13 protein-coding genes and 1 pseudogene are annotated in these 15,099 nt (G+C 33.8%); all 14 read left to right on the top strand.

All coding sequences use genetic code 11. From position 1 onward, the window contains the following. Positions 1-3 precede the first annotated feature (3 nt). Entirely contained in the window at positions 4-636 is a 633-nt protein-coding gene (locus H964_RS04960) for a site-2 protease family protein (RefSeq protein ID WP_193353814.1), read from the top strand. Positions 637-675: 39 nt separating this feature from the next. Continuing rightward, positions 676-1,653 carry a tryptophan--tRNA ligase gene (gene trpS, locus H964_RS04955; protein WP_039765274.1) on the top strand — a complete coding sequence of 326 codons (978 nt, stop codon included), beginning with the start codon at positions 676-678 and terminating at the stop codon, positions 1,651-1,653. Beyond that, positions 1,650-2,351 carry a segregation and condensation protein A gene (locus tag H964_RS04950; protein WP_039765272.1) on the top strand — a complete coding sequence of 234 codons (702 nt, stop codon included), beginning with the start codon at positions 1,650-1,652 and terminating at the stop codon, positions 2,349-2,351. The genes trpS and H964_RS04950 overlap by 4 nt, the downstream gene beginning before the upstream one ends. 18 nt (positions 2,352-2,369) lie before the next feature. After that, positions 2,370-2,903, top strand: a complete 534-nt coding sequence (scpB, locus tag H964_RS04945) for an SMC-Scp complex subunit ScpB (protein ID WP_039765269.1) — start codon at positions 2,370-2,372, stop codon at positions 2,901-2,903. Between the two features lie 75 nt (positions 2,904-2,978). Beyond that, positions 2,979-3,524: a hypothetical protein gene (locus H964_RS04940; protein ID WP_011916500.1), complete on the top strand. Its 546-nt coding sequence runs from the start codon at positions 2,979-2,981 to the stop codon at positions 3,522-3,524. Further along, entirely contained in the window at positions 3,508-3,891 is a 384-nt protein-coding gene (gene ytfJ / locus H964_RS04935; protein WP_039765266.1) for a GerW family sporulation protein, read from the top strand. Before H964_RS04940 ends, ytfJ begins: the two co-directional genes overlap by 17 nt. Positions 3,892-3,978: 87 nt before the next feature. Then, the gene (locus H964_RS04930; protein WP_039765263.1) at positions 3,979-4,566 is read left to right on the top strand and encodes a M23 family metallopeptidase; all 588 of its coding nucleotides are present in this window, start codon (positions 3,979-3,981) and stop codon (positions 4,564-4,566) included. A 102-nt stretch (positions 4,567-4,668) separates the two neighbouring features. Next, positions 4,669-6,333, top strand: coding sequence for an HD domain-containing phosphohydrolase (locus H964_RS04925; protein WP_039765260.1), 1,665 nt, complete (start codon positions 4,669-4,671; stop codon positions 6,331-6,333). Further along, on the top strand, positions 6,320-7,444 hold the full coding sequence (locus tag H964_RS04920) for an RNA-binding domain-containing protein (protein ID WP_011916505.1): 1,125 nt from the start codon (positions 6,320-6,322) through the stop codon (positions 7,442-7,444). Before H964_RS04925 ends, H964_RS04920 begins: the two co-directional genes overlap by 14 nt. Positions 7,445-7,462: 18 nt before the next feature. Continuing rightward, the gene (locus H964_RS04915) at positions 7,463-8,848 is read left to right on the top strand and encodes a tetratricopeptide repeat protein (protein ID WP_039765257.1); all 1,386 of its coding nucleotides are present in this window, start codon (positions 7,463-7,465) and stop codon (positions 8,846-8,848) included. Positions 8,849-8,913: 65 nt separating this feature from the next. Continuing rightward, complete coding sequence (thrS, locus tag H964_RS04910; RefSeq protein ID WP_039765254.1) at positions 8,914-10,833, top strand: threonine--tRNA ligase; 1,920 nt, start codon at positions 8,914-8,916, stop codon at positions 10,831-10,833. 116 nt (positions 10,834-10,949) lie between these two features. After that, entirely contained in the window at positions 10,950-12,167 is a 1,218-nt protein-coding gene (locus H964_RS04905) for an iron-containing alcohol dehydrogenase (protein ID WP_039765414.1), read from the top strand. A 73-nt stretch (positions 12,168-12,240) separates the two neighbouring features. Beyond that, on the top strand, positions 12,241-13,278 hold the full coding sequence (cheB, locus tag H964_RS04900; protein WP_039765250.1) for a chemotaxis-specific protein-glutamate methyltransferase CheB: 1,038 nt from the start codon (positions 12,241-12,243) through the stop codon (positions 13,276-13,278). 276 nt (positions 13,279-13,554) lie between these two features. Continuing rightward, positions 13,555-15,099, top strand: a pseudogene (locus H964_RS04895) (DNA-directed RNA polymerase subunit beta); the annotation flags it as partial.

Below are 15,099 nucleotides of genomic sequence, written 5' to 3'. Positions count from 1 at the left end.
ATTATGAACTTGCCGAATATTTTAACTATGCTACTTCGAATTCCTGGGCTTTTGTTTGCAATCTCTGTACATGAATCTGCACATGGGTATGTTGCTTACTTGCAAGGGGATGACCTTCCTAAAAAGCAGGGGAGAATAACTTTAAATCCCCTGCCTCATATTGACATTTTTGGTGTAATTTCTTTGATGTTGTTTGGGTTTGGGTGGGCAAAACCTGTTGTGACTGATCCAAGAAACTACAAGAATCCAAAGGTTGGAATGGGACTTACAGCTTTAGCAGGGCCGGTTGCAAATATTCTCTCAGCAATTGTATTTGCTATGGTTTTGAAGTATATTGACAAATACAATCTTGTTTCAAATAGATATGTTGTGATTATGCTTCAGCAAGCGTATTTAATCAATGTATATCTTGCCATATTTAATCTTTTACCAATACCGCCGCTTGATGGGTCTAAAATTTTGTTTATATTTGCACCTGCAAAGTATATAGAATTTTACTATAGATTTGAATTAATTGGGCAGATAATACTAATTGCGTGTATATTCTTTGCACCATATTTACTTTCATTTGTCTTACAGCCAATTGCTTATTTTGTCTTTACTTTTATTGATTTTATTGTAAAGCTATTTCCTTAAATTTCTTTTTCAAACATCAAAAGATGGGAGAAGGAGAGAATGAAGAGAGTTTTGTCAGGCACAAGGCCAACAGGCATTTTACACTTAGGAAACTACTTTGGGGCGATAGAGAGCTGGGTAAAACTCCAAGACCAATATGAATGTTACTTTTTTGTTGCTGATTGGCATGCACTTACAACAGGGTATGAGGACACTACTAATTTAAGAGAGTACACAAAACAGGTGGTTATAGACCTTTTGGCAAGCGGGCTTGACCCTAACAAGTGTACAATATTTGTTCAGTCGCATGTGCCAGAACATGTTGAGCTACATCTTTTATTTTCCATGATAACGCCACTTTCTTGGCTCTACCGCTGCCCAACTTATAAAGACCAAATGAGAGAGTTGAAAGAAAAGAATATTGCTACCTATGGTTTTTTAGGGTATCCTTGTTTGCAGGCAGCAGACATATTGATATACAAAGCTGAACTTGTTCCAGTTGGAGAAGACCAGCTTCCACACTTAGAGCTCACGAGAGAAATTGCAAGAAGATTTAATTACTTGTATGGACAAATATTTCCAGAACCGCAACCAATTCTAAATACTGTTAAAGTTTTGATTGGCACAGATGGGCGAAAGATGAGTAAAAGTTATGGCAATACAATTGCGCTGTCTGAAGATTTAGAGAGTGTACGCAAAAAAGTAATGAACATGGTTACAGACCCAGCAAGAATTCGAAAGAATGACCCAGGACATCCAGAAGTTTGTACAGTATTTGCTTACCATAAGATATTTAGCGAAGATACTGTTGATGAAATAGAGATAAACTGCAGAGAAGGTAAAATTGGTTGTGTAGAGTGCAAAAAGAAGCTATTTGATAATCTTTCTAAGTTCTTAGAGCCAATTCAAAGCAAAAGAAAGAAACTTGAAAATGATATTGATTATGTCTTTGGTGTAATTGAGGAAGGTGCAAAAAAAGCTCGAGCAATTGCTTCCCAGACATTAAAAGAAGCAAAGGATAGGGCAGGACTGTTATGAATTTTGAGGTGAAGCTTCCTAATTTTGAAGGACCGCTTGACCTTTTGCTTTATCTTATAAAGAAAGAAAAGATAAACATCTATGATATTCCAATTGCTGAGATTACTAATCAGTATCTAATGTATATAAACCATTTAGACACAATAAATGTAGATTCTATATCTGAATTTTTAGTTATGGCAGCAACACTTTTGGAGATTAAATCAAAAATGCTTTTGCCAAAGCTACAAGAGGAAGAAGAAGACCCGCGGCAAGAACTTGTTGAAAGGTTGAGAGAGTATCAAAAGTACAAAGAGGTTGCAATTTACTTGAAAGAAAATCATCCATATAGAGAAAGCTACAAAAGAGCATTTGAACTTAGAAATTTTGAGAGCAATTTCGTGGTAAAGGTTGATGTGAATAAACTCATTGAAACATACAGGAATATTTTATCAAAAAAAGAAACTACTTCTTCTGACAATGACAAAAGACTCCAAGAAATTACCAAAAAGCAAACAATTTCTATTTTGAAAGTGATAAAACAGGTTTTAGAGTATATAAAACAAAAAGGGGTTGCTTATTTTAGTCACCTTATAAAGGGGATTTCGAAAGATGAGATAGTATACAGATTTTTGGCCATTTTGGAACTATGTAAATTGGGACATATTTCTTTGCATCAGCAAAAGGTATTTGATGATATTAAAATCACAAAAAGGTAGAGAGGCTCAAAATAAAACATGGATAAGACAGCTGTAAAATCAGTTTTAGAAAGCATATTATTTTTGAGTGCAGAGCCCATTGAAATAGCCAAAATTGCAAAGATTTTGGATATTTCAGAGAGGGAAGTAGAAGATTGCATTGAAGAGCTAAAAGAAGAATACAAGAACCAGAAAAGAGGCTTTATAGTTATAAAAGAAGAAAAAGGGTATACTTTAGTTACGAATCCTGAAAACTCAAAGTATATAAAAGAATATTTTGAGTTTGAGCAAAAACAATCTTCACTTTCGCAGGCAGCGTATGAGGTGCTATCAATAATTGCATTAAATGGTCCAATAACAAGGCAGGAGATAGAAAGGATAAGAGGTGTTAGTAGCGATAATGTTATAAAGAGCCTTCTTGAAAAGGGGCTTATAAAAGAAGCAGGGAAGCTTGATACAATAGGAAAACCCACTTTGTATGAAGTGACAGAGCTTTTTTATTACTCTCTCGGTATACAAAATCTTGAGGAGTTAAAAGAAAAGATTATGCAAAGAGAGGATACATCAATTTGATGTATCCTCTTTTTATTTTGTGGAAATAATTTTTAATAAAATCTGAGAAAAGGAAGAAATTTATGAGAACTTGAGATGGTATTGTTAACCTTAATTTTATTGACTTTCGTATATCTCAGCTTTCCTAAGGTATTTAAGATTGAGGTAGAGCTTAAAGACTTTTTAGTAGTCAATATAAAGCTTAAAATTATTTGGTTTTATGTAAAAATCTTTCATTATGAATTTCCGAACAAAACCGATTTCAGGAAAGTTCCACCAGTTAAAAAGAAAGAGACAAAAAGAGTCAAACTTAAGGCATCTTTCAAAAGTTTCTATAAATTATTCAAGATTTTTTTGTCAGTCTCAATTATAAAGATAGAAAAAATAGTTACATGGGTATATTGCACAGACATTTTTGTTTTGAGTATTTTAAGTGGAATTATATATTCTATCTGGGGAATATTATTATCATGTGGAGAAAAGGTGAAGATTGATTATAAAGGTTTTACTGAAGGCAATTTTGCGGATAGCTATTTCAAAATTAACTTAAAACTCAAAATTTTTCCAGTGAAAATTTTGATTAATTCAAAAGCAATAGTAAAAAATTTAAGGGGTGTTTTGAACTATGACACATCCAATTGAGATGTTAATGCAGACAACTATGGAAAACTTAAAACAGATGATTGACGTAAACACAATTGTAGGCGATGCTGTTCAAAGTTCTGGTGGTGCTGTTATTATACCAGTTTCCAAAGTGTCTTTTGGATTTATAGCAGGCGGTGGTGACATAAAGCAAGATAGTAACAAGGGTAACAAAGCAGAGGACAACACTCCCCTTTTTGCAGGTGGAACTGGTGCTGGAATTTCTGTGATGCCAATTGCCTTTTTAGTTGTGACACAGGACCAAATAAGACTTTTAAATGTATCAGCAAATAACAGCGTGGAGAGAATTATTGACATCATCCCATCTATTATTGAAGATATAAAGGATATTATTCAGAGAAGATGATAGCAAAAGCTTGCTATCATCTTTTTTTGTTCCGCAGAATAAAAATTAAACAGAAAAAAATAAAGAATAAAAAGGGGTGTTTGGAAAATGAAAAGGAAAAAATTTACAAAGGATACCTCAAGTTCAAAAAACAATTTATTGGTTGTAAAATTCTTTGTAGTTTTAGCTGTCATAATATTTGTAGTGGCTTTCAAATACCAATATCTTAAATTTGAAAACTTTAACATTGAAGAGCTAAAAAAATACTATACTTACGATGAAAAGGTGTATAAATATATAAAAGATTTTGTCAGAGATTTTTTAAAAATAAAAGGTGCAACTGTCAATGTTTACAAAGACAGTTCAATTAAAAAGGAAGATTCAAATACTTTTTTATATCCAGCAGATGGTCAGATAGAATTTTCACAAGATGGAGGATACTTTATAGTTGTTACAAAAACGACTAATATAATTGCTCCATGTAGTGGCACAGTCATAAGTATCAAAAACAAAGCTGGCAGGTTTGATATAGCAATCCAAGATGAGAAAAATGTCTTCTACATACTAGAAAATTTAGATATTTTAAGTGCACAAAAAGGAAAAATGGTAAAAAAAGGTGAAGTAATTGGTCAAAAAAAGCCTTTTGAGCTTTCAGAGAAAGATTTTATATATTTTAAAAGGAAAGAGGCTATGTAGTTTATTTATTTTTTACAAATGACTTGTTAAGTCAAGATATGTTATACTAAATTTAGACAAAAGTCAACAAAGGATTAAGTTTAAAATAGAGGATGTGGCAAAGTGGAATTGAGAATTAAAATACTTATTGTTACTATTTTGGTGGGATTTTTACCAACTTCGATTGTAGCTGCATATGTAATGACAAATATAATACCACAGTATGAGAAGATTACGTATGACTATTTTGTAACTCAACAAGAAAAATCATTAGAAAGAATTAAAGCAAAGGTTTTCGAAGACATGACGAATTTTGCCAAAGAATATGCCATATGGAATGAGATTTATGAAGCAGTTTTGATGGGTAAACTAAGTACAATTGAATTTTACTGGACAAATTGGTTATATCAAAAACCATATGATTTTTCAATTATTGTAGGTTTTGATAAGCAAGGAAAGATTATTTGCTCATATTCTAAGTATCAGTCGATTAAAGATATAAATATTAACAAGTTATCTAAAATTGTACAAAAGACAATAAGTAAACAATACATTATTTATAAAGAGGTTAGTTTAATACCTGTAGAAAAAGGGTTTATAAAATTTAATGATAAAATTTATGCATTCGTTTGCTGCCCGGTTTTAGATGACAAAAATCTTAGTCGGCCGGTTATAGGTGCTCTTTTTTTAGCAAGGGATATAAAAAATTTTGTTTCTTTGATTCAGCCCTATGTTGTAAATAATGTGTATTTTCAACCTAAGGAATCTTCAACTCGGCCAAATAGATTACTCAGAAATGAAATTGCCATAACTGATATAGACAATAACATCTTAGGTAGTATAGTTTTAGACTATGACGAAAAGCCGCTTGTTTTGGTAAAGAAGCATTTTGAAAACCTTTTAATAGCTATGTTTATGATTTTAACAATCCTAACCTTATTGATCTCATTTATAAGTGGAATGTATTTGACAAATAGAATACTCAAGCTTGAGGAGTATGCGATAGGCCTTTTTTCAAGGATAAATGGTGAAGCTACTCTTCCAAAACCAAATGTAAAAAAAGAAGGTAAGTTTGAAAATGTTGAGACAATTCTCACTTATTTTTCGAATGAGATAAAGAGCAAGATTTCACTTTTGAAAACTCAAGATGACCTTTTGAGAGAGCTTTTTGAAAAGGAGAGGAGAAATTTTGAAGGAGCAATTAAACTACTTATATCTATAATAGAAATGAAAGACCCATATACTAAAGGACATGCTGAAAGAGTAATGCAATATAGTAAAAAGATTGGACAGAAGCTTGTCAATCAAAAAGGGTATAAAATAAATTTATTTGATTTAGAAATAGCTGCATACCTGCATGACATTGGTAAGATTGTAGTGCCAGAAAATATTCTCAACAAAAGAGGAAAGCTTACTGATGAAGAATATTCTATTGTCAAAAGACATTCCTTAGATGGATATAACATTCTTTCAAATATTGAATACTTTGATAGTATAAAGGATATTGTCCTGTATCACCATGAGAACTTAGATGGAACAGGATATCCACTTGGTATAAATGGAGATAAGATTCCAGTGGAATCAAGGATAATAGCGATAGCAGATGTGTTTGATGCACTTACGACTGACAGACCTTACAGAAAAGCATTCTCTGAAGAAGAAGCACTGATTATGATGAAAAATGATGTGGGAAAGAAGTTTGATCCAGAGATATTTGAGGTGTTTTTAGAGGTTTTAGCAGAGGAAAAAATTTCAAATGTTGAGATGAAGATAGATGGACAAGTATAAACTTAAGATATTGCTTGAGTCTGACGAAGGACCAAAACTTGATTTTAAAAGTACTCTTTCCTTAGAGACAGAAGGTGAAAAAAAAGAGCTTGTTAAAGATGTAATTGCTATTGCGAATTCAAGAGGTGGCAGAGGTTATATCATATTTGGTGTTGAAGACAAGACGAAGAGAATTTTTGGAATAAAAAATGAAAATTTAACAGAAGAAAAAATTCAGCAGATAATCTCAAGTAGGTGTGATCCACCCGTCTCAATCAAGTTTGAGATTGTGGAGTACGAAGGAAAGAAGTTAGGAATACTTACAATCTATAAAAGTAGTTTACGTCCTCACCAAATGGTGCAAAACGGAGTATTCTATATTAGGCGCGGTTCTACTACAGATGTTGCAAAACGGGAAGAGATTGCTTCTATGTTTGAAGAAAGTGGTATTGTCAACTTTGAGATGTCAATTATAAGAAATGCAGGAATTTCTGACCTTGACTCAGAGCTGATAAGTTTGTTTTTTAGGAAAAGTGGGATTGCTTCCGAGTGGGACAATACAATTCTGCTTGAGAGCTTTGGGATTATTCAACGAGACAGAGAAAATGGAAATTTCTACCCTACTATAGCAGGAATGCTTGTATTTGGCAAGTGCCCAGAGCGTTTTATACCTTCTGCTTATTTGAGTTTTGAATTTTTTGACCACAATCAAATTATTTGTGGTAACATATATAGTATAATAAATACAGTTATAAATGAGCTGACACAAATGTACCCACAAAAAGATTTATGGGCATTGTTTGAAGCTATTGCAAATGCGCTTGTGCATAGAGACTATTATGATTTAACAAGGTCTACTGTAGTAAAGATTGGTGAAAAGTTTATTGAAGTTGCAAATCCTGGATGTCTTTTGGAAGGCAATATGATTTATAACATGGGAAGAGAGATTATACCGCGAAGGCGAAATCCGTGGATTTATCAAAAGATGATCATTTTGGACGAACATAATCTGTTTTTAAAGGGTGGTAAAGGAATAGGGAGAATCAAAAAGACATATCCCACCGCAAAGATAATAAATATAAACTCTCAAAATACCTTTAAAATTATTTTGCCGCCAATAGATAAATTGTAAAGAGGAGTATGTATTGAAATGGTCAAAGGGAAGGTTATAAATTTGCACCCTACATCATCAAGGTTTTTTAAAATAGGGATTAAACATTATGAAAGAGGCGAGATAGAGCTTGCCATTGAGAGATTAAAAAGAGCGCTTGAGCTTGACAGCAAAAACATAGAGATAAAGTTCAACTTAGCAGGGCTATTGGCTCAGATTGGGGATTTTGAAAGTTCGAATAAACTCTTGACTGAACTTACCACCGACAACCCTGAGTTTTACGACTCACTATTTGGGCTTGGTTGTAATTTCTTTGAGATGGGGAAACTGAGAGAAGCAAAACATTTTTTAAGAAGGTATCTCAAGCTTAGCAATAACACTGAGTTTAAAGAAGCTGCGGAAGACCTTCTTGACTTTATTGAGACCCAGCAGGAATTTGAAAGAGAACAAAAAGAGATGGAAAAACTGACAAAACTGTTGGAAAGGGGTAACTTTCTTTTAGAAAATGGTCGGTATGAAGATGCTGTAAAGTATTTTAAGATGATATTGGCAAAGGACGATACAATCTTTGCTGCAAGGAACAATTTGTCGCTTGCTTATTTTTATATGGGAGAGATCGAAAAGGCTATTCACGAGGCAAAAAAGGTTTTAGAGATTGATAAGTACAATGTTTATGCAAACTGCAATTTGGCGTTTTTTTATAGTACAATTGGCAAGACAAAAGAACTCAAAAAACAGCTAAGAACAATTTTAGAGCTGAAAACATACGACCATAAAGACAAGATTAAGGTTTTAGACACGTTAATAAAATTAAACCAACATGCTGCAATTGTAGACAGGGCAGGTGAGCTTTTTGAAATTACAAAAGAGCCCTATTTTAAACATATCCAAGCTATCAGTTTGTATAATACAAGACAGTATGTAAAAGCTAAAAAGATATGGAAAGACCTAAAAAAGAATTATAATATGCCTGAGATAAAGATTGATTATTTTCTGAAAAAAATTGATGATGTAATGAAAACATTTAAAAAAGACACAATAGACTATTTTGAAACAGGTTTTGGAAATCTTTCAAAGTTAGAAGAGAAAGAGTTTAGAAGCCAACTTCAAAAACACATTGACATGTATTTTTCTCAAACATTTGAGGAAAATGCAAAGAGGATAATGGATATTATAGCCGAAAATGTAAAGCTCAACAATGAAGACAAAGATGGTATTTCTCAGCTTCTTAATGCTCTTCCACTTGAGAAGCAAAGGCTAAACTTTACTGCAATTGCAGCTATTGTTTATTACGTGTATAAGAAGTATCTTCTTAGGCAAAAGGTAAAGCAAAAAGATGTGGCTGAACGTTTTGGTATTTCTCAAGCTGTATTTTCAAAATGGTTTAGAGAATTCAAAGGACTTTTATTGGGAGAAGACGTATAAGGTATCTTCAATTTATTAGAAAATTTAATACTAATCTATATACAAAAAGGAGGAAAAGACACGATATGGAAAAAGTAAATGTCACGCTTCCAGATGGTAAGATAATTGAGGTTGAAAAATCTACCTTAGCTTTGGATTTGGTAAAATCAATAAGTATGAAGCTTTACAAAGAAGCAGTTGCGTGTAAAATAAACGGCATTTTGAAAGACTTATGGACACCTATTGATGAGGATTGTAGCTTTGAGGTTGTCACATTTGCGAGTGATGAAGGCAAAAGAGTATACTGGCACACAACCTCACATATTTTAGCCCAGTCTGTCAAAAGGCTCTTTGGGGATAAAGTAAAACTTGGTATAGGACCTGCAATTGACAATGGTTTTTATTACGACTTTGATGTTGAAGAGTCAATTACAAAGGAGCTTTTGGAAAAGATTGAAGAAGAGATGCAAAAAATAATAAAAGAAGATTTGAAGATTGAGAGATTTGAACTTTCAAGAGAAGAAGCAAAAAAACTTATGCAACAAAGAGGAGAAAACTACAAAGTTGAGCTTATAAATGATATTCCAGAGGGAGAGATTATATCTTTTTATAAGCAAGGTGAATTTGTTGACCTTTGTACCGGTCCACATCTTCCTTCAACGGGGAGGGTAAAAGCGTTCAAACTACTTTCTGTAGCAGGTGCGTATTGGCGCGGAAATTCTAAAAATAAAATGCTTCAAAGAGTTTATGGAATATCATACGAGAAAAAAACGCAACTTGATGAATACCTTACAATGCTTGAAGAAGCAAAGAGAAGAGATCATAGAAAGCTTGGAAGGGAGCTTGATTTATTTGATATTTTCGAGGAAGGGCCAGGATTTCCTTTCTTTTTGCCAAAAGGGATGATTATAAGGAACATATTAGAAGACTTTTGGAGAGAAGAACATAAAAAAAGAGGTTATCAGGAAATAAAAACTCCTATAATGTTAACGAAAGACCTTTGGGTTCAGTCAGGGCATTGGGATCATTATAAAGAAAATATGTATTTTACCAAAATAGATGATCAGGAATTTGCAATAAAACCTATGAACTGTCCGGGTAGCATATTGGTATATAAAAGAAAATCACATTCGTATAGGGAACTTCCTGAGCGACTGTGTGAACTTGGGCTTGTCCACAGACACGAGCTATCTGGTGTATTGCATGGTCTTATGAGGGTAAGATGCTTTACACAAGATGATGCTCATATATTTATGTTACCTTCACAGATAAAAGATGAAATAAAAGGTGTAATTGATCTTATCGATTATTTTTATAGTGTATTTGGTTTCAAATATCATGTTGAACTTTCAACAAGGCCTGAAAATTCAATGGGAACAGATGAACAATGGAATATGGCTGAAACTGCCCTTAAAGAAGCTTTAGAGGAAGTAGGTATAAATTACAAAATAAATGAAGGTGATGGAGCTTTTTATGGACCCAAAATTGATTTTCATCTTGAAGATAGTTTGAAAAGAACGTGGCAGTGTGCAACAATTCAACTTGATTTTCAAATGCCAGAAAGGTTTGACTTATATTATATAGGTGAAGATGGTGCAAAACATAGGCCAGTAATGTTACACAGAGTTGTTTTTGGCAGTATAGAGAGATTTATTGCAATACTTACTGAACACTTTGCTGGTGCATTTCCAGTATGGTTAGCACCAATTCAAATAAGAGTAATACCAGTATCTGATAATTTCAATGACTATGCAGCTAAAATATCCCAAACACTCAAGGAGAATGGATTCAGAGTTGAAGAAGATTTCAGATCAGAAACCGTGGGGTATAAAATAAGAGATGCTCAACTACAAAAAATACCATATATGGTGATTGTGGGTGAAAAAGAGCGAAGGGAAAATACTATAGCGGTAAGAGACAGAAAGAAAGGAGATTTAGGTTCATTTACCATTGATAAGTTTGTATCAATGGTGAAAGAGAAAGTAGAGAAAAAGGTTATAGAATGAAAATTAAAAAAGGCTGCCAGAACATTATTAATGAGAACATGGGCGGTTTTAATGTGGCAGCCTTTTTTAAATTCTTTTTATTATACAAAATAAATCTCAAAAAGGGGCGAACTGATATGGAAGTTGTATGGGAAGAGCCGTACGAGTCTTTTTCAAGATTTATAAATAAAAATGGTTATAATTCTTTGTTGGTTATATGTGATAAAAATACCTTTGATGTGTGTGCAGTCAAGGTGAAAGAGACAGTTGAAAAAAGCAATAGGAAGTGTAAAATAATATGCTTTGAAGCAGATGTAACAGCAGATGAATTTGCGCTTGGAAAGGTATTATTTGAAATAGAACAAGCAGATATATTTGTGGGCGTAGGAAGTGGAACAATTTCTGACATAACACGGTATACAGCATACAAGTTCAAAGTCCCGTTTGTTTTGTTTCCAACAGCACCTTCAATGGACGGGTTTGCTTCTTCTGTTGCAGCACTTACTATAAATGGATTAAAAACAACAGTACTGGCTTCATCACCAGAAGCTATATTTGTGGATACGGAAGTTATAGAAAATTCGCCTGAAATTTTGAAAAAAGCAGGATTCGGAGATTTGATGGGTAAGATAACTGCTTTACTTGACTGGCAACTTTCAAATATTTTGTTTGAAGAGAAAATAGACTGTGAAGTATTACGTATTATGAAAAATACGTATCTGAGAACATTAAATTCAGTTGGTGTAAATGATTTTTGTAAAAATTTGCTGGAAGGTCTAATAACCTCTGGTATCATGATGGTCAGGGTTAACTCTTCTCGTCCTGCATCAGGTTGTGAACACCATCTTTCTCATTTTTGGGAATATCACAGAATAAAAACTTATCATGGGATAAAAGTTGGGCTTGCAACCCTCTATGTGCTGAGGTTTTATGAGCACTTTTTAAATCTTGATAAATCCAGAATTCATGAAAGGAAAGAATATAAAGTAGATATTAAAACGTGGGAGGATGCAATAAAGAAAGGATTTCAACCAACTTTTGGAAGTATAATAAAGAAAAATATTGAAAGAGTAAGCAAGTTAAATGATAAAGAGTTTAGAACTCAAGTGATAAACAGGCTTGTTGAAAAGAAAGAGGTTATAGATAAGTTGATAAGAGACGCAATTGGTGTGTATGATGAGCTGATTGATGCTTACAAAAAACTTGAAATGCCTATGAATTATTGGGAGATTGGTATAGATGAGAATCTTTTTAAGATATCATTTTTATGTGCACCGAATATCAGAGAAAGATTTACAATACTGCATTTGTACGAATTTTTAGGCTTGACAGATGAGGTTGTACGAAGCTTCTGAGTATGTTCTGTTTTGATACCAGCAATTTTGGGAATAAATATTAATGAAAAATGATTGTATAGGTGAATAGTTTATGTACAAGGTATTGGTTGTTGACGATTCGGCATTCATGAGGCAGCTCATCAAGTCAATTTTAGAGCAAACAGGAATGTTTTCTGTGATGGTTGCTCAAACACCTCTCATTGCCCTTGATAGAGTAAGAAAGTTTAAATTTGATGTTATAACAATTGACTATGAGATGCCATACATGAACGGTGTTGAACTTATAAGGAAGATAAGAGATGTTTCAGACAGTAAAATCTTAATGATAAGCGCATATACTCATCCTGGAGCTCATACAACATTTGAGGCATTATCAGCAGGTGCTTTTGATTATATATTAAAACCGTTAAAGGAAGAAGAAATAGAAGAGTTCAAATATGAACTAATCAAAAAGGTAAGTGCTGCATGTGAAGAGTACAAAAAGACCCAGACTGCGCCAACTACCGTCGAGGATGTAAAAGTTTTCAAAGTTCCAATAGAGGATAGTTTGGTCGAAAGAGCAAAAGTTGCAAAGGTTGTAAGTATCGGGATATCAACAGGAGGACCCCCTGTTTTAGAAAAGATGTTTAGAAGCCTCAAGAAGGATTTTTCTCTTCCAATCTTGGTTGTTCAGCACATGCCACCAAACTTTACAAAAGCATTTGCAGAGAGGCTTGCTTCTATTACATCTAAATGTATTAAAGAAGCAGAGGACAGGGAAGAGGTAAAACCAGGATGTATATACATTGCAAAGGGCGGATATCATTTGGCTATTGAAGAAAAGGCAGGGAAACTCTACACAAGAGTGCTTGACCTTGAGAAGATAAAAAGTCACAAACCTTCTGCAGATATTCTTTTTAGCTCAATTGCAGAGGCATGCGGGAAGGATGCAATAGGTATAATTATGACTGGCATGGGGTCTGATGGAAGTGATGGAATATTAGAAATGAAGATGAAGGGAGCTATAACTATTGCGCAGAATGAAAAAAGTTGTGTCGTATTTGGAATGCCCAAGGTAGCAATTGAAAAAGGTGCTATTGAACTTATTATGAGTCCTGAAGAGATAGTGGAGCTATTGAACAAGATATAATCACCTTTTGGAAAATATTAATATGGTTTGTTATTAAAGATGACCACAAATATTTGATGGTGGTCATCTTTAATTTTGTACACAAAAAATTTTTTAATTAATTGACACATAAAAGTGCTTATGTTATAATAACAAAATGCGTTAATACGGGCGTGAATTCCTTTCAGATCCAGGCTGCTCTAAATAAGCTTGATGTCTATAAATGTTTTCATGAATAAATTGTAATTTTGAGGAAATAATAATAAAGATAAGGAAATTTTTTAAGAGGTGATTTAGTTGGCACTACCTCGTCCTGTGCAGTATGGAAAGGTACAAAGAATGAGCTATGGGAAGGTAAAAGAGGTTCTGGATTTGCCATATCTATTGGAAATCCAGAAAAAGTCATTTCAGTGGTTTTTAGACGAAGGACTTAGAGAGGTTTTGCGAGAGATTTCTCCTATCAAAGACTACACAGAGAATTTGCTTTTAGAGTTTGTTGACTATTACTTTGACGGGCCACCAAAATATTCAGAACAAGAGTGTAAGGAAAGAGATGCAACATATGCAAGGCCCCTAAAGGTTAAGGTAAGGCTCATTAACAAAGAAACAGGTGAGATAAAAGAGCAGGACATTTATATGGGCGAATTTCCAATAATGACTGAAACCGGAACCTTTATAATCAATGGTGCTGAAAGAGTAATTGTAAGCCAGCTCATACGCTCACCTGGGTGCTATTTTGCATCTTCAATTGACAAACAGGGTCGGAAGATTTTTTCTGGTACTATAATTCCAAACAGGGGCGCATGGCTTGAGTTTGAGACAGATACAAGCGAACTTCTATCTGTAAGACTTGATAGAACAAGGAAAGTTTCTTTAACCACCTTGCTCAAGGCATTTGGTCTTTACAATCAGCAACTAATATTTAACAAATTAGGAGAAGACGAGAGATTAAAAGCATCCTTAGAAAAAGAGGCAAATAAGGGTGAGATAGGGAATCCTGTTGAAAATGCACTTTTGGAGATTTACAGAAGACTGAGGCCTGGAGAGCCGCCAAATGTTGAAAATGCAAAAAATCTTCTTGAAAGGATGTATTTTGACCCAAGAGGTTATGATTTGGCAAAAGTTGGAAGATACAAATTGAATAAAAAATTATCATTGTGGAAAAGAATTTTCAACAAAAGAGCTGCTGAGGATATTGTTGATAAGAGAACAGGCGAGATATTAGTAAAGGAAGGAGAAATTATTTCAAGAGAGGCAGCACTTAATATTCAGGATGCAGGAATTAATGAGGTATTGGTATATGTAGAGGATGACAAGGTATTCAAGGTAGTTGGGAATAATACTGTGAAGCTTGACAGGTATGTGGATTTTGATGTATCTGATTTGAACATCAAAGAACTTGTATATTTGCCTGTTTTAAATGAGATTTTGTCCACAACAAACGATGTAAATGAAATAAAACAGCTGATAAAAGAGAGAGAAAGAGAGCTTGTTCCATATTGTCTTACAAGAGATGATGTATTTGCTGCGACAAGTTATTTCTTGGGCTTGAAGTATGGCATTGGTCATACAGATGACATAGACCATCTTGGAAACAGAAGGGTCAGGGCTGTTGGTGAACTTTTACAAAACCAGTTTAGAATTGGTCTTGCACGAATGGAAAGGGTCATTCGCGAGAGAATGACAATACAGGATATTGATTCTGTTACACCACAGACATTGATAAATATTAGACCTGTAACAGCTGCAATTAAAGAATTCTTTGGTTCAAGCCCACTTTCTCAGTTTATGGACCAGGTAAACCCACTTGCAGCGCTGACAAACAAGAGAAGACTTTCTGCA

Origin of the sequence: Caldicellulosiruptor sp. F32 (assembly GCF_000404025.1) — a bacterium.
Lineage (GTDB): Bacteria > Bacillota > Thermoanaerobacteria > Caldicellulosiruptorales > Caldicellulosiruptoraceae > Caldicellulosiruptor > Caldicellulosiruptor saccharolyticus.
The sequence above is the reverse complement of the archived record's forward strand: the minus strand, read 5'-3'. Positions and strand labels throughout refer to the sequence as shown.

Coding starts and splice junctions, on each gene's coding strand:
- H964_RS04960 (WP_193353814.1), top strand. CDS start 4: ATGAACTTGCCGAATATTTTAACTATGCTACTTCGAATTCCTGGGCTT.
- trpS (WP_039765274.1), top strand. CDS start 676: ATGAAGAGAGTTTTGTCAGGCACAAGGCCAACAGGCATTTTACACTTA.
- H964_RS04950 (WP_039765272.1), top strand. CDS start 1,650: ATGAATTTTGAGGTGAAGCTTCCTAATTTTGAAGGACCGCTTGACCTT.
- scpB (WP_039765269.1), top strand. CDS start 2,370: ATGGATAAGACAGCTGTAAAATCAGTTTTAGAAAGCATATTATTTTTG.
- H964_RS04940 (WP_011916500.1), top strand. CDS start 2,979: ATGGTATTGTTAACCTTAATTTTATTGACTTTCGTATATCTCAGCTTT.
- ytfJ (WP_039765266.1), top strand. CDS start 3,508: ATGACACATCCAATTGAGATGTTAATGCAGACAACTATGGAAAACTTA.
- H964_RS04930 (WP_039765263.1), top strand. CDS start 3,979: ATGAAAAGGAAAAAATTTACAAAGGATACCTCAAGTTCAAAAAACAAT.
- H964_RS04920 (WP_011916505.1), top strand. CDS start 6,320: ATGGACAAGTATAAACTTAAGATATTGCTTGAGTCTGACGAAGGACCA.
- H964_RS04915 (WP_039765257.1), top strand. CDS start 7,463: ATGGTCAAAGGGAAGGTTATAAATTTGCACCCTACATCATCAAGGTTT.
- thrS (WP_039765254.1), top strand. CDS start 8,914: ATGGAAAAAGTAAATGTCACGCTTCCAGATGGTAAGATAATTGAGGTT.
- H964_RS04905 (WP_039765414.1), top strand. CDS start 10,950: ATGGAAGTTGTATGGGAAGAGCCGTACGAGTCTTTTTCAAGATTTATA.
- cheB (WP_039765250.1), top strand. CDS start 12,241: ATGTACAAGGTATTGGTTGTTGACGATTCGGCATTCATGAGGCAGCTC.